General features: G+C 69.8%; 13 protein-coding genes. 2 read left to right on the top strand and 11 right to left on the bottom strand.

Features of this window, described 5'->3' with window-relative positions; translation table 11 throughout:
- Positions 1–18: 18 nt before the first annotated feature.
- The 3 genes from AC1VWI_RS42555 to AC1VWI_RS42545 are packed head-to-tail and all read right to left on the bottom strand — an operon-like array spanning position 19 to position 2,602.
- A complete protein-coding gene (locus tag AC1VWI_RS42555) occupies positions 19–1,122 on the bottom strand; it encodes a Gfo/Idh/MocA family protein (RefSeq protein ID WP_499516423.1) in 1,104 nt (367 codons plus the stop codon).
- Positions 1,119–1,406, bottom strand: coding sequence for an SDR family NAD(P)-dependent oxidoreductase (locus AC1VWI_RS42550; protein WP_499516422.1), 288 nt, complete (start codon positions 1,404–1,406; stop codon positions 1,119–1,121). The genes AC1VWI_RS42555 and AC1VWI_RS42550 overlap by 4 nt, the downstream gene beginning before the upstream one ends.
- Positions 1,403–2,602 (bottom strand): cysteine desulfurase-like protein, encoded by a 1,200-nt coding sequence (locus tag AC1VWI_RS42545; RefSeq protein ID WP_499516421.1) that lies wholly within the window; start codon positions 2,600–2,602, stop codon positions 1,403–1,405. The genes AC1VWI_RS42550 and AC1VWI_RS42545 overlap by 4 nt, the downstream gene beginning before the upstream one ends.
- A gap of 207 nt (positions 2,603–2,809) precedes the next feature.
- Between AC1VWI_RS42545 and AC1VWI_RS42540 the strand changes: the two genes are divergently transcribed.
- Positions 2,810–3,178: a profilin family protein gene (locus AC1VWI_RS42540; protein ID WP_499516420.1), complete on the top strand. Its 369-nt coding sequence runs from the start codon at positions 2,810–2,812 to the stop codon at positions 3,176–3,178.
- Positions 3,179–3,277: 99 nt separating this feature from the next.
- Here AC1VWI_RS42540 and AC1VWI_RS42535 read toward each other — a convergent pair whose 3' ends face one another.
- The 8 genes from AC1VWI_RS42535 to AC1VWI_RS42500 form a co-directional block, all read right to left on the bottom strand.
- Complete coding sequence (locus AC1VWI_RS42535; RefSeq protein ID WP_499516419.1) at positions 3,278–5,647, bottom strand: discoidin domain-containing protein; 2,370 nt, start codon at positions 5,645–5,647, stop codon at positions 3,278–3,280.
- Positions 5,644–6,672, bottom strand: a complete 1,029-nt coding sequence (locus AC1VWI_RS42530) for a peptidylprolyl isomerase (protein WP_499516418.1) — start codon at positions 6,670–6,672, stop codon at positions 5,644–5,646. Before AC1VWI_RS42530 ends, AC1VWI_RS42535 begins: the two co-directional genes overlap by 4 nt.
- A 128-nt stretch (positions 6,673–6,800) precedes the next feature.
- A complete protein-coding gene (locus tag AC1VWI_RS42525) occupies positions 6,801–8,225 on the bottom strand; it encodes an alpha-L-fucosidase (RefSeq protein ID WP_499516417.1) in 1,425 nt (474 codons plus the stop codon).
- A complete protein-coding gene (locus AC1VWI_RS42520; protein ID WP_089228667.1) occupies positions 8,222–8,401 on the bottom strand; it encodes a DUF6903 family protein in 180 nt (59 codons plus the stop codon). The genes AC1VWI_RS42525 and AC1VWI_RS42520 overlap by 4 nt, the downstream gene beginning before the upstream one ends.
- Positions 8,402–8,441: 40 nt before the next feature.
- Entirely contained in the window at positions 8,442–9,386 is a 945-nt protein-coding gene (locus tag AC1VWI_RS42515) for a carbohydrate ABC transporter permease (protein WP_499516416.1), read from the bottom strand.
- 17 nt (positions 9,387–9,403) lie between these two features.
- The gene (locus tag AC1VWI_RS42510; protein WP_499516415.1) at positions 9,404–10,345 is read right to left on the bottom strand and encodes a carbohydrate ABC transporter permease; all 942 of its coding nucleotides are present in this window, start codon (positions 10,343–10,345) and stop codon (positions 9,404–9,406) included.
- A gap of 152 nt (positions 10,346–10,497) precedes the next feature.
- Entirely contained in the window at positions 10,498–11,823 is a 1,326-nt protein-coding gene (locus AC1VWI_RS42505; protein ID WP_499516414.1) for a carbohydrate ABC transporter substrate-binding protein, read from the bottom strand.
- 265 nt (positions 11,824–12,088) lie between these two features.
- Positions 12,089–13,105, bottom strand: coding sequence for a LacI family DNA-binding transcriptional regulator (locus tag AC1VWI_RS42500; RefSeq protein WP_499516413.1), 1,017 nt, complete (start codon positions 13,103–13,105; stop codon positions 12,089–12,091).
- A gap of 50 nt (positions 13,106–13,155) precedes the next feature.
- Between AC1VWI_RS42500 and AC1VWI_RS42495 the strand changes: the two genes are divergently transcribed.
- Positions 13,156–15,081 carry a glycoside hydrolase family 35 protein gene (locus AC1VWI_RS42495; RefSeq protein WP_499516412.1) on the top strand — a complete coding sequence of 642 codons (1,926 nt, stop codon included), beginning with the start codon at positions 13,156–13,158 and terminating at the stop codon, positions 15,079–15,081.
- Positions 15,082–15,149 lie beyond the last annotated feature (68 nt).

Genomic DNA, 15,149 nt, shown 5'->3' with positions numbered 1-15,149 from the left:
GCCGCGCGGCCGGCGGGATCAGCGGGCCGCCCACGCCTCCACCGCGGTCGTCACCGGCGCCCCCGTAAGCGCCGACTCATCGATGGCCAGCGCCAGCAGATGGTCCTGGCAGCCCTCGGCCAGCGGATACGGTTCCGGGCCGGCGTCCCGGACCCACGTGCCCGTACGGCACAGCAGGTCCACCACGGCGAGGTCGTCCTCGGACAGGCTCGCGCCCAGATAGTCGTTGCGCCACACAACCCGCCCGTCGAACGAGATGTGGTGCACCTCCGCCCCTTCGAGGTTGAGGTCGGTGCCGGTGCGGCGACGCACCAGCGGGGACTCCACCGGCGTGCGCGGATCGGCCATCCGCACCACCGTGTCGTCCACGATCTCGCCGAGCGAGCCGCGCACCACGATCCGGCGGGCACGCAGCGGATTCCACCACTGGTTGTCCGTGAAGTCGTACAGGCCCGTGCGGGCCCCGCCGAAGTCCAGGAGAGCGAGAGTGGTGACGGCGTCCTTGGGCGTGAGGTCGTCCGACCAGCCGCCAGGGGACAGCGGATCGGCGAGCGGGGCGGTGAAGGCCCGGGCCGTCACCGTCACGGGCCCGCAACCGACACCCAGCGTGCGCCGGATCAGCGACATCGCGTGATACATGTGGGTCGAGGACACCTGGACGGACGTGACCTCGCCGATCACGCCTTCTCGTACGAGGGCGATACGAGCGGCATGGCCGGGCATCAGTGTGTATTGCTCCGCGACCTGGACTAGTGCGCCGCCCCCGGCGCGCGTCGCGCCTCCCACGGCATCCCACAACTCCCGAAGCCCGGTGACGTCGGGCGCCGGCGGTGTCTCCGCGAGGACCGGGACCTCGTGCTCGACGAGTTCCCGTACGACCTGGGGCGTCACCTCCCACGGCACCGACGGGATGACGAACTCCGGTTCAGTGCCGCACAGTTCATCGACCGTCCGGAAGGCGGGCACCCCCCACTCCGCCTCCACCTGGGCGGCTCGATCGGCCGAGCGCGTCACCACGCCGGCCACCGCCAGCCGTTCGGGCAGCGCCCTCGCCAGCCGGGCGAAGAACTCGGCCCGCCAGCCACTGCCCACGATGCCGAACCGTATGGGTGCTGCGCTCACGTGTCCGCTCCTTCCCGCGTCCGGGGCGCGAGTCCAACCCGGTGACCTGTACCACGCGCCGCCGTCAGGGCGCACCTGTCCGGGGCGTACAGAAGGGCCGCCGCGTTCGCCCCGACCGGGCCGTCGATGACCGAGAAGGTCATGTCGGACGCAGCCACCTGCTCGGCCTCCCGTGCAGAGCTGTTGCAGTGCGCCGCGGCCTGGTCGCCGGCCCGCGCGAACGCCGCGGCGACGGCCCGGCCAATGCCCCGGGACGCGCCCGTGACCAGCGCTCCGCGGTTCACTCGGCCACCTCCGCGACACCGTCGATCAGCCGCTGCACGTCCTCGCCGTCGACGTACGGGGCGAGCCCGGCACGCACCGCACCGGTGTCACTGAGCCCCAGCAGCCGCGATGCCTCCAGCGCGTAGAAGTTGCCCGCGGGGGCGTTCACACCGCGCCGCGCCAGCCGCTCGTAGACCTCCCGGCCGGGCACTCCCTCCACGGAGAAGAACACCGTCGGCGTACGGCGTGCCGGCGCGCCGTACAGCCGCACCCTGTCGATGCCCGACAGCCCCTCCAGCAGCCGCCCCAGCAGCTTCTGCTCGTATGCCTCGACCGCTCGCATCGACTCCAGCACCCGGCTGCGCCGGTCGCCCGCGGAGGACGCCAGTGAAGCTATGTAGTCCACGGCCGCGGTGGTACCGACGAGCATCTCGTACGGCAGAGTGCCCAGCTCGAAGCGTTCCGGCACGTCATCGGTGGAAGGCAGCAGCTTGTCCGGTCGCAATTCCTCCCACAGTCCCGGATCGGCGACCACGACACCATGGTGGGGGCCGAAGAACTTGTAGGGCGAGCACGAGAAGAAGTCGGCGCCCAGGGTGGCCAGGTCGACCGGGGCGTGCGGCGTCAGGTGCACCCCGTCCACGTACAGCAGGGCTCCGACCGCGTGGACGGCCGCGGCGATCGCCGCCACGTCGGGGCGTGTGCCCAGCACGTTCGACGCCCCGGTGACCGCCACCAGCCGGGTCCGGCCGGACAGCTGTTCCCGCAGGGCGTCGACGCTCAACTCACCACTCCGGGGATCGAACGCGGCCCACCGCACCGCCGCACCGGCGGATTCCGCGGCCTGGATCCACGGCCGGATGTTGGCATCGTGGTCCAGACGGGTGACGACGACCTCGTCACCGGCTGTCCACTGCCGCGCCAGGATTCGCGAGACGTCGTACGCCGCCTGCGTCGCCGACCGGGTGAAGACGACACCGCGCGGCTCGCAGCCGAGAAGGTCCGCCACGGCCCGCCGCGCCTCCTTGACGACGTGCTCGGCACGGCGCTCGGCAGCTGTCACCGCGCCCCGGTTGGAGATGCCCGAGCACATCGCCGCGGCCATCGCCTCGGCGACCTGGCGGGGCACCTGTGAGCCACCCGGCCCGTCGAAGTGGGCCACCTTTTCCCTCAGCGCCGGGAAGTCGTCACGGATTCGCAGGACATCGAGATGCATGCACCTATCCTGCCGGAGCGCGGATTCCGCGCGGGCCGGGTCGCACAGGACGGATCCGAATCGGTGGTTCCTTTGTGCGTGCGCTGGTCACCGGCCCGGAGCAGCATCCCGCGCGGGGACCCGCCCCGGGTTGCACGCTAACGGTATGCGCGCTGTCTTGGAGCCGGGTCCGGCCGCCGTCGGCTCCCCATCGGAAAGGAGCGGTTCATGAGCTGGGAACCGTCCTGCGAAGGCATCGTCCGAAGCACCCCGGGCGTGGACGCGGTGTTCCTCGCTGATCCCAGCGGGAGCCTCTATGGCACCAGCGACGCCGCGCACTGGCGCCCCTCGCCCCAGGAGACCAACGACATCGTGCAGACGGTCCGCGACCCCGAAGCCACTCCGCGCCTGGCGGTTCAGGGCGAGGAATACGCGCTTACAGCGCGCCAGGACGACACCGTCATCGGCAAGAACGCCGACAAGGCAATCGTCGCGGTCGCCACCAGCAAAATGGTCATCGTCGCCCGCGTCGACGAGAGCGCCGCGCCTCAAGCCCTGCGCAAGCTCCAGAGCTACGCCGCCGAGAACGCCAGCTGACGATCAGCGGCCGAGGAATGGTTCCGGGATTACATCCAGACCGGGTTCAGGCCCGGCGGGCGCCGGTCCCGCGGAATGCCCGCGGGACCGGACGGGGGATCAGGACGCCGAGTTGTAGGCCGAGATCTCGGTCAGCGTCGGCGTGTACTGCTCCGTGGCGATCTTGCCGGTGAGGGCCACCCGCAGCTTGGAGGTGGTGACCGAGCCGAAGCCGGTGACGGTCAGGTCGTGACCGATGCCGGTGTCGCGGCTCGCGAAGGTGACCCAGGTGCCGGTGGTGTCGTCCCAGCGCTGCAGGTCGAAGGACTGGACGCGGGGGTTGGTGCCCGAGTCGGTGTACTCGTCCAGGTAGACCTGGTCGAAGGTGGTCGCCGCGCCGAAGTCGACGTCGAGGGTGATCGGGTAGGCGGCGTCGTCGGCGGCGGCCCAGCGGGTGCTGAGGTTGCCGTCGGTCAGCTTCTCCGCGCCGAGGGTGCCGTTCGCCCCCGGGTGGGTGGAGCTGGCGGTGACCGTCTTGCCGAGGGCGAGGTCGACGTGGTGGTCGGCCTCCTCCTCGATCGGGTCGTCGTCGACCGGGTGGGCAACCCGCTTGCCCTTGCGGGACTCGGCGATGCCGATGTCGGGCGCGGTACCGTAGTAGAGCTTGGTGCCGAGGAAGTCGGCGGTGCCCAGATGGGTGTTGTAGCGGCCCGCGTCGATCAGGGGCGAGTTCTTGCTCAGCGAGAAGTGCGCCGCCGCGGTACGGATCTTCGCGACGCCGGCACCGGTGACGTAGGTGTCCACGCTGCCCTTGAACTGCGGGTCCACGCGCAGGCCGTCGGGGTCGGCCGGCTCCTGGGTGGAGTGCTTTCCGCTCGCCTCGTAGTAGTCGTTGTTGGAGAACACGGCCTGGCGCAGCGCTCCGGTCCGCCGGTACCAGGTCGTCTCGTCGGTCTTCGACGTGTTGTGGAAGATGTTGTTGAGGAAGTACACGCGGCTCAGGAACGTCTCGTCGTGTACGTAGTCGAGCTGGGAACCGTCGTACACGAAGGTGTTGTTGACGAAGTACGAGGGCTCGTAGTTCGACGACAGCATGTTCTTCACCAGGACGCCGTTGTCGTTGACGCTCAGGTTGTAACGCGCCACCGAGTTCGAGCTGTTGCCCATGTAGGCCATCCAGCCGGCCGCGTTGTCGTGCGAGTAGTTGTACTGGTACGTGACGTTGAAGTTGGTGTACTCCATGTCCCAGGGCGTGCCGTCGTACTCGTTGTCCGGGCCGCCGTACACCTCGTTGTACTGCATGGTCGAGTCGGCGCCCGCCCACAGGTACAGGCCGCAGGAGACCGCGTCGTAGCGCTCCAGGAAGCCGTTGACCTCGTTGTACTCGACCGTCATCCGCTCGGTGTCGGCGAGCTGGATGGCACCCTGGCCGATGCTCTCGGCGTAGTTGTGGCCGATGTAGACGTCACGGCTGTACAGGTCGCGGGTACGCACCCACAGCTGCTCCCAGCCCTCGTGGAACTTCCCGCTGTCGTCGTACTGACCCGCGGCGGTGCCGTCCGCGTTGAACCAGTTGAACCCGAACTGCACCGCGTGCAGCTCCACGTTGACGAACGTGTTGTTCTCGATCCGGACGTCCTTGAAGTAATGGCCGCCGGTCGCGTAGTCCTTGTAGCTCTTGTTGCCGAAGACCTGGAAGTCCACCGCACCGTAGTGGATCTTCTGCCAGCGACTCGGACCGTCGAGGTCGTGGACGAAGATGTCCGAGATCCGGAAGTGGTCCATGATGTTGTCCTCGCCGGCCTTCAGCAGGTCGGCGTTGATCGACACCATGATTCCGTCGCGGACGTACGTGCCCGTGGTGATGTCGGTCGAGAAGTCGTCGTCGTTGGACAGCTCGACGTTGTCGATGTCCCAGTACTGCTGGTTGCGCAGCACGATGGCACCGGTGAGACCCACGGTGTCGGGGTTCTTGGTGCCGTCCGCGTTGAACGGGCTGGGGACGTTGCCGTTGGTCGCGATGTACGGGCGGCCGTCGTTCTTGTCACCGTAGGCCGAGATGGTGATCGGCTTGCCCGCGCTGCCGGAGCCCTTCGGCCACAGCTGCTCGTCCTGCCACTGCTCGCCGGCCTTCAGCAGGATGCGGTCGCCCGGCTCGAAGGTGGTCGCGTTCGCCTTGGCCAGGCTCTTCCAGGCGTGCTGCGCCGAGGTGCCGGACGCGGTGTCGTGACCGTGCGTGGCGTCGAGGTAGTAGTCGGTGCCGCCCGTCTTGTTGGGGGTGTTGCCCGGCCAGGACTTCGCGGTGGCCGCGGCCTTCGTCGCGGGCTTCGCCGCGGCGGCCGGCTCCGCGGCGGCGTACGCGGACGGCGCGAGCGGGCCCACGAGCAGCGCCGCGAGCAAAGAGGTGAGGCCGGTGCGCAGGCTCCGCCCGGTGATCCTCGGGCGCCGCGCCTTCCTGTCCTCGGGTGGGCCGACGTCGGCAGGTCTCATGGGTGCACATCCTTCGCGTTGATGGCGGCCATCGCCGAGTGGTCGACGTGCATCGAGGCGTCGTTGGCCCGGCGCTGGAGGTATCCGTCGTACTTCTTCTCGACCAGCGACTGGCGGATCCGCGACTTGTAGTCGCTGAACGCCTTGTCGTCGTCGGTCTTCTTGCCGTCGAGCTGGTAGTAGGTGATCTGTCCGCCGCCCTTCTCGGGCTCGGAGATCCCGCCCGGCTTCAGGTCGCCGAGCACGGACATCAGGTCCTGGTCGTGGGTGTTCACGCTGGTGGTGCCGTCACCGCCGTAGGTGTCGGTGGTGACCTGGGCGTCCGCCCACCCGCTCACGTCCGAGAGGTCGCCTGCGGCCTTCACCCGCCGCGCGAGCTTCGCGTCGAAGTCCGCGCCCGCCTTCGCCGGCACCTGCACCACGAGCTGTGTGTACGTGTAGGTGGTGGCGTTGGAGTTCCAGGAGTCCGGGTCGTCGTCGTACGCCTTCCGCACCTCGGCGTCGGTGACGTGCAGCGGGTCGCCCGGGCTCCTGCTCAGCTTGTCCTTGAGATCGGTGGCGAGCTCGGTCAGCCGGTGGCTGTAGTACTCGTCCAGGGAGTAGTCCGTGACGCCGTACACGGTCTGGCCGGCGGCGACGGCCTCGGCCCGGGAGGCGTTCTCGGCGGTGCGCTCGGCTTCCAGGTCCGCGAAGTCGACGGAGCCGACGAGGCCCTGCTGGTGCGCGAGCAGCAACGTGGTCTTGTCTTCGCGGATCTCGGCGAGCGCCCGCGACTCCAGACGCTGCAGCGCGGTGCGGTTCCCGGCCTCGGCGTTCCAGGAAAACGATGTCTTCAGGCCGGCGTAGGTGTTGCGCAGCTCGTTCTGCACGGTCGGCGCGAGGCGGTCCATGTGGAAGAGGAGCTCCTGCCGGGTGACAGGGTGGCCGTCCAGCGAGGCGACCTCGTCGCCGTGGTCCTGCCCTCCGAACGCGGTGACCGTGCCGGCGACCAGCGCGGCGACCGCCAGGCAGGCGGCGCCGGACACGGCGGCCACCCGCCGCGTCAGCCGTCCGCGGCCCGCCGCCGTGGGCGGGGGCGCGACCGACCGCCGGGCGGCGGAGGCCTTGCGTGCGCCAGGCTTGCGCGAACCGCCCGGCCGGCGGCCGCCCGCGCTCACGAGGACGCCCCGATCGCCGCCACCCGGGCGAGGACCGGGGTGTCCCGGGCCGCGGTGATCTGGAAGGCGATGGTGTCCACCTCGGTGGGCGGGAAGGTGAGGACGCGCTGGTAGCCGACGGCGCCGGTCTCGGCGAGCGTCGTCCAGACGCCGTCCAGGGCTCCCCGGACGACGACATGTTCGACGCGCTGGCCCTGGGTGATGTCCTCGCCGACGACGACCGCCTCGACCGGGCGGGGGCCGCCGAAGGCGAGCGTCACGCAGGGGCGTGTGTCGTCCTCGCCCGCGCGCCAGGAGGATTTGGCCCGGCCGGGCCAGACGGTGGCGATGTCGCCCGGAGTGCCGGAGCTGACCGTGGCGGTGGCGTCGATCCGGCGGGAGCGGAAGTCCGCGATCCGCCGGCCCAGTTCCCCCAAGGCGTCCACGTCCGCCTGGTGGAGCCGGCCGTCGGCGGCCGGGGGCACGTTGAGCAGGAAGCAGGAGTTGCCGCCGACCGAGCGGAGGTAGAGCGTGAACAGCTCGTCCACCGACCGGACCTGGGAGTCCTCGGCCTCGTGGTGGAACCAGCCGGGCCGGATCGAGGTGTTGACCTCGGCCGGGAACCAGACCAGGTCGTCCTCGTGCCCGGCGAGCGCCGCCCGGCTGCCGAGGTCCTGGTCGTCGCTGCGCACCAGCCGGGCGAAGGTGCCATCGTCGGCCTGCTGCGAGCGGGACGCGGTCCGCTCGGCGTCCTGGAGGGCGCGCGGTACGACGCTCCACTCGTCGGGGCGGGTCTCGCCGGCCTCGTTGCCGCACCAGCGGACGTCGGGGCCGCAGACGTTGATGACCGCGTCCGGCTGGAGTTCGCGGACCACCGCGTAGTATCGCTCCCAGTCGTAGGTCTGGCGCTTGCCGTTGGGGCCCTCGCCGTTGGCGCCGTCGAGCCACACCGAGAACACCGGGCCGTAGCGGGTGAGGAGTTCGGTGAGCTGGGCGACGTAGAAGTCGTCGTAGCCGGTGCCGGAGCCGTAGGAGGCCTCGGTGCGGTCCCAGGGGGAGAGGTAGACGCCGAACTTCAGGCCGTGCCGGCGGGCGGCGTCGGCCACCTCGGCGACCACGTCGCCCTTGCCGTCCTTCCACGGGGACGCCGCTACCGAGTATGCGGTGGCGTCGCTCGGCCACATGCAGAAGCCGTCGTGGTGCTTGCAGGTGAGGATGACACCGGTCATCCCGGCCGCCTTCAGCGCCCGCACCCACTGGTCGGCGTCCAGTTCGGACGGGTCGAACAGGGCCGGGTCGTCGTGTCCCTCGCCCCATTCGCGGCCGGTCATGGTGTTCATACCGAAGTGGATGAAGCCGTAGAACTCCATCTCTTGCCAAGTGAGTTGCCGCTCGCTCGGCCGGACGGCGGCCAGCGTCCGCGCGGACGCCGCGGCGGTCACCGGAACGTCCGGTTGTACGAGGCGAGCAGGGCGAGCAGTCCGCCCAGCGCGACGAGCATCACCGCGAGGTGGCCCCAGCCGACCGTCGTCCGCTCCACCACCACGAGCGCCACCAGGGCAGCCGCGATCAGGGTGCGCACGACGACGAGCAGGCCGGCACGCGTCGAGTCCTTCATCTCGGTTTGATTCCTTCCGACTTGGTTCCACGTGGGGGCGTCAGCCCTTGACTCCGCCGGACGCCATCCCCTCGATGAGCCGCTTCTGGATGAGCGCGTAGACGAGCAGCACGGGCACGATGACGATGACCATGCCGGCGTACAGACGGCCGTAGTCGGCCGCCGCCTTCTGTGCGGTGAACAGGTTGAGCAGGCCGACCTGGACGGTCTTGCCCTCGCCGGGCAGCAGGGTCAGCGAGATGATGAAGTCGTTCCAGTAGGCGAGGAAGTTGAAGAGGATCACGGTGGTCACCGCCGGGCGGGCCATCGGCAGCATGATCGTGGTCATGATCCGGAAGCGGGACGCCCCGTCCAGACCCGCCGCTTCCTCGTACTCGACCGGGATGGACCGGAAGTACGCGGTCAGCAGGTAGATGGTGAACGGGATCGAGGTGGCCGCGTACACCAGCGACAGCACGGTGGGGTTGTCGAGGAAGAAGCCGTCGGGGAAGGCGTCGACCAGCGCCTTGTCCCAGTCGACCAGCATCAGGAAGATCGGCACGACGATGTAGTTGACGTTCACGAACAGGCCGGCGAGCAGGGCCGTCTCGACGGCGCCCTTGCCGGGGAAGTCGAAGCGGGCGATGACGTAGGCGGCCGGCACCGACACCGCGAGCACGAAGACCAGGCCGAGCACGGTGACGAAGACCGAGGTCAGGAAGTACGAGCCGAGGTGGGCGTCGGTGAACGCGTCGACGTAGTTCTGCCGGCGCAGGCCCTCCGGGAGGGTCCAGGGGCTGCCGAAGAACTCGCTCTTCGCCTTCAGCGAGGCCATCAGCACCCAGGCGACCGGTACGGCGATCGCCAGCGCGAGGGCGGTGACCAGGGTGTAGGTGAGCGCGCGGCCGGTGCGGGCGGAGCCGGCGCCGGGACGGGCGGAGCCGGCGCCGGGACGGGCGGAGCCGGCGGAGGGCCCGCCGGAGCTGCGGGAGTCGATCATGGTCATGGTGTGGGGTTCCGTCCTCAGAACTGGAGGGGCTCGCGCCGCGTCGCACGGCTCACCAGCAGCGACACGAGGAACGAGAACGCGAAGATGACGACACCGATGGCCATGCCGTAGCCGTAGGACGAGTTGGTGTACGCCTGCTTGTACATGTAGCTGAGCAGCACCTCGGAGGAGCCGTCCGGGCCGCCGCCGGTCATCGCGCGGACCAGCACGAAGCTGAGGTTGACCGCGCTCATCACGAAGAAGGTCAGCGAGGTCCGCAGGTTCTGCCAGATCAGCGGCAGGGTGAGGGAGAAGAACTGCCGTACGGCGGAGGCCCCGTCGAGGGAGCTCGCCTCGTACAGCTCCTCAGGGATGCTCGCCATGGACGACAGGTAGAGGACCATGTAGTAGCCCAGCGACTGCCAGACCATGGCCATCCCGACCGAGTAGAGCACCAGCTTCTGGTCGCCCAGCCAGACCTGCTGCCAGGTGTCCAGGGACACCGCCCGCAGGCTGCCGTTCAGCAGGCCGTTGTTCTGGTCGTAGACGGCGGAGAAGATCGCCGCGATCACGACCACGGAGAGGATGTTGGGGATGTAGAGGACGAACCGGAGGAGGTTGCTGCCCCGCAGCTTCTGCCGGGTCATGATCGCGGCGAGGAACAGGGCCATGCCCATGGTCACCACGGTCACCACGACCAGCAGGGCGACGGTGTTCTGGAAGGCCCGCACGAACTGCCGGTCGTCCAGCAGATGGCGGAAGTTGTCCAGCCCCACGAACTTCATGTCCGGGGAGAAGCCGCTCCAGGTGTAGAGCGACATCCGGAACACGTTCACGGTGGGGTAGACCATGAAGACCGCGAACAGGACCAGCGCGGGAAGCAGGCAGGCCAGCACGAAGCGGGTGTCGCCCCGCTTGCGGGTCCGGGCGGGGGCACCCGGCCGGGTGCGGCGGAAGGTCGTCCCGGTCTTCCTCACGGGGCGTGCCGCCGGTTGTTGGGGTGGGGTGGAGAGGGTCGTCACCGTGCCGGTCCTCCGGTCGTACGAAGTGGTGCTGGCGAACCCGGAGGTTCACCGGATGGGGAAGGCTCCGGCGGCGGCCCGGCCGGACCACGCCGCCGCCGGGCCGGTCAGTTGCCCGCCTGGCGCAGTTTCTCGCTGGCCTCGTCCAGCGCCGCCTGCCACTTGGCCTCGGTGGTGTCGCCGCTGATGATGCTGTTGGCGGTGTCGAACAGGTCCGACTTGATGTCGACACCCTCGACCGGGTTCGTCGAGGCGAAGCCGCCGACCAGCGCGGAGACCGACGTGTCGTCGTAGAGCGAGTAGAACCCGGCGCTCTCACCGGTCAGGCTGTCCGAGAGGCCCTTGACGGGCTGGATCGCGTTCGACTTGGCGAAGATCTTCGCGGCCTCGTCCGAGTACAGGAAGGCGATGAACTCCTCCCCCGCGTCCTTGTTCTTGGCGGCACTGGGCACCCAGACCGACTCGACCGAGGTGGTCAGGTAGCGGGTGTCGCCCTCGTTCACCGAGGGCAGCGGGGTCAGGCCCCACGCGAAGCCGTCCGAACGGGGCGCGTCGGCCATCTCGCCGGTGATCCAGGTGCCGTTCGGCATGAACAGCGCCTTGTTGTCGAGGATCGACTGCTGGTTCTTGGTGAAGTCCTGCTCGTTGGCGTAGCCGACGGTGGACTTCCCGGCGTAGCCGAGCAGCCTGGTGGTGATGTCGAGGACCGTCTTGGCCTTCGCCGTCTTCCAGATGCCCTGCTTGTATGTCATGACGTCCTGGTAGAACTGCTCCCCGCCGACGTCGGCGAGCAGGGCGTAGAAGTACGAGTCGAGGTAGCCGGCGGTCGGATAGGTGAAGAGGGCGATGCCCTCCTTCTTCGCCTTGTCGCCCAGCGCGAACATCTCGTCCCAGGTGGCCGGGACGTCCCAGCCCTTCTGCTTGAACAGGCTCTTGTTGTAGAAGAGCCCGGTCGGGGAGTAGTACATCGGCATCAGGTACGTCTTGTCCGTGCCGTACGGGTTGGTGTTGAGGTTGCCGACGATGCCGTCGGTCAGCTTCTCGCCCACCGTCTGCTTCTCGCCGGGGACCTCGGTCTTCAGGACCGGGGTGAGGTCCTCCAGCGCCTTGTCCTTGATGAGGGTTTCGGTGAGACCTGCCTCGCGGCCCTGGCCGAGCACGACGACGTCCGGGTACTTGCCGGCCTTCATGTTCGGCGTGATCTCGTCCTCGATGCTCTTCGAGATCTGGAGCTGGACGTCGACGTCCGGGTGCGAGGACTCGTAGGCCTCGATGACCTGGTGGTACATGTCCTTGCCGTAGCCGCCCTCGAGAGCGGCAACCTTGAGGGTCGTCGTGCCCGAGCCGGAGTCCGAGTCACCGGCGGACGAGCAGCCGACGAGCAGCGAGAGCGCCATGACCGTGGTGCCGGCGAAGGCGACCGATCTCCTCATTTGGGGGTCCTTCCCATGGACGTACGCCCACCTGACTTGAGCGGCAGTGCGGGCCCGTCACGGACCCCGTCCGGGGCCCCTCCGCGTCGCGGGCACCACGCCACCGCACCCCGGATCCGGTGGACGTACGACCCGGCGTTGTTACGGTGGCACCGATAACATGCTGGGTACCATGGCATCGATCACATGACGGGCGCAAGGGGTCCGATGCCGTCGGATCAGCTCACAGCCGAAACGTGGCTCTTGAGCGCCACGCTGGCGCCCCTCAGACGGCGCGCGGCGGCGCCGTGGAGGCCCGCACGGAGAGCGTGGGGGTGCCCACGGCCTCCTCCGGACCCGCGTCCGCGTCCAGCAACAGCCGTACGGCCGCGGCGCCGTAGCCGAAGAAGTCCTGCCGTACGGCGGTCAGCGGCGGCGCGCAGAACGCGGCCAGGGCGATGTCGTCGACGCTCACGATGGACACGTCCTCCGGCACCGAACGGCCCCGCTCGCGCAGCGCCTTGATCACCCCGAAGGCCATCTCGTCGCTGGCCACGAAGACCGCCGTGACCTCGGGGATCATGGCGAGGATCTGCCCCTGCCGGTAGCCGGAGACGGGCGACCAATCGCCCTCCAGCGGCGGCGGCGCCTCGATCCCGGCCTGCTCCAGGCACTCCCGCCAGCCCTCCCGGCGCTGTCGGGCCTCGATCCACTCGTCCGGCCCGGAGACATGCCAGACCTGACGGTGTCCCAGGTCGAGGAGGTGCTGGGTGGCGATCCGGCCGGCCTCGCGCTGGTCGATGCCGAGCACCCGGGCACCCGCGGTCCGCGACCCGTCCAGGGTGACGGTCGGGATGTCCCGGGTGATCTCCTCCATCTTGCGGGTCACCGAGATCAGTGGCACCGCGATCACGAAGCCGTCGACGTTCTGGTCGGCGAGCTTGGCCAGGGAACGCTCCATCAGGCCCACGTCCAGAGCGGAGATGGTCGCGATGCTCACCGCGTACCCGGCCTCGCCGGCCGCCGACTCCACACCGGCGGTCACCGCCGAGCGCGAGTAGTAGCCGCCGGAGGCCAGCAGGACCAGGCCGATGGTGTGGCTGCGGCCCGAGGACAGGGTCCGCGCGGCGCTGTTGAAGCGGTAGCCGATCTGCTCGACGGCGGCCAGGACCCGCCGGTGCGTCTCCGGATTGACGTTCGGCGAGCCGCGCAGGACGCGGGAGACGGTCTGGGCCGACACTCCGGCGATCCTGGCCACGTCGGCCATGCTCGGCTGCCGCGGCCGCGAGGCGTCCTCGTTCATGGTGCTCCCTCCCCCGATCGGTTCGGAGGACCTTAGCAGGCTTGTTACTGATGTCATCGATAACATACGCTCCCCTGGTGAACGAGTCGCCCACGACGAACATCGACCCGCCGCGGCGCCCGGCCGAAGCCGCCGAGACCGACCTTGCCGCGCCCGAGGGCGCGGCGCCGACGGCCGCCTCCCCCGCACTTCTGTCCTGGCGGGACGGCCGCCTGTACCGCGACGGGATCCCTCACCGCATCCTGTCCGGGGCACTGCACTACTTCCGGGTACACCCCGATCTCTGGCGCGACCGCGTCCGCCGGATCGCCGACCTCGGGCTGAACACCGTCGACACCTACGTCGCCTGGAACTTCCACCAGCCCCGGGAGGACCGCGCGCCGCGCTTCGACGGCTGGCGGGACCTCGAGCGGTTCATCCGCACGGTGGGAGAGGAAGGCCTGGACGTCGTGGTCCGGCCCGGTCCCTACATCTGCGCCGAGTGGTCCAACGGCGGCCTGCCCAGCTGGCTGACCGGCCGGGACCTCGCGATCCGCAGCTCCGACCCGGAGTTCACCTCGGCCGTCGCCGCCTGGTTCGGCGAACTGATCCCGCGCCTGGCCGCGTTGCAGGCGTCCCAGGGCGGACCGGTCGTCGCCGTCCAAGTGGAGAACGAGTTCGGCTCCTACGGCGACGACCACGCCTACCTGCGCTGGAACCGCCAGGCCCTCACCGAACGGGGCATCGCGGAACTGCTGTTCACCGCCGACGGCCCCACCGAACTGATGCTGGACGGAGGCACGCTGCCCGGCACCCTCACCGCCGCCAACCTGGGCTCCAAGCCGAAGGCGGCCCGCGAGCTGCTGGCCGGCCGCCGGCCACAGGAGCCCTTCGTCGTCGCGGAGTTCTGGAACGGCTGGTTCGACCACTGGGGCAAACGGCACCACGTCCGCAATGTCGACAGCGCCGTCCACACTCTGAGCGGCATCCTCGACGACCACGGCAGCGTCAGCATCTACATGGCGCACGGCGGCACCAACTTCGGTCTGTGGGCCGGCGCCAACGAGACCGAGGGCCGGCTGGAGCCCGTCGTCACCAGTTACGACTCCGACGCGCCGATCGCCGAGGACGGTCGCTTCACGCCGAAGTTCCACGCGATGCGCGAGGTGCTGGGCGCGACCGGGCCGCTGCGTTCCCCCGAGCGGCTTCCCGTCCTCCCGCCGTCCCGGGTCGCGCTGGTCCGCCGGGCCGGCCTGCTCGACGGCCTCGACGCCGCGCTCCGAGCCGTACCGGTGGAGACCTCGGCCGCGCCGCGGCCCGCCACCTTCGAACGACTCGGCCTGGAGGCGGGCCTGGTGCGCTGCACCGCCCGCCCGCGCATCCCCGCCGGCGAACACCGGCTGGTCTTCACCGACGTCCGCGACCGCGCCCTGGTCTTCGCCGACGGCGTCTACCTCGGCGTTGCCGACACGGACTCCCCCGAGCTGAAGATCACCGGCACCGGGGAGACCGTCCGTCTGGACGTCCTGGTCGAGAGCCTCGGCAGGGTCAACTACGGTCCCGGCGTGGGCCGTCCGAAGGGGCTGCTCGGTCCCGTCCTGGTCGACCGGCGCATGGTCCAGGGCTGGCAGAGCACGCCGGTGGCACTCCCCGAGTGGTCCGAGCGGGAGCTGTCGGCGGCGCTGGACGCGGGCGTCAGCCCGGTCACCGGTACGGATGCCGGATTCGCCGTCGCCCAGTTCCACGCCGACGCGCCCGCCGACACGTTCCTGGCGCTGCCGGGATCGGTGCACGGACTGGTCTGGGTGAACGGCTTCCTGCTCGGCCGCCACTGGGACATCGGCCCCCAGGTCACCCTGTACTGCCCGGCGCCGCTGCTGCACGCGGGCGTCAACACCGTCACCGTCCTCGAACTCGAGGGCCTCGGGGACACCCTGGAACTCCGGGACGAGCCCGAACTGGGCCCGACCGAGGAGTACGTCGAGGAGTTCGACTGATCGGGCAGCCGGGGCGCAGCCGCTCCGCTCCCCGGCGTCGGGATCTGCTCGCGCCAGATCTTCAGCAA

Source organism: Streptomyces sp. TOM-9 (assembly GCF_056858595.1).
This window is presented reverse-complemented; position numbering and strand designations above follow the sequence as displayed.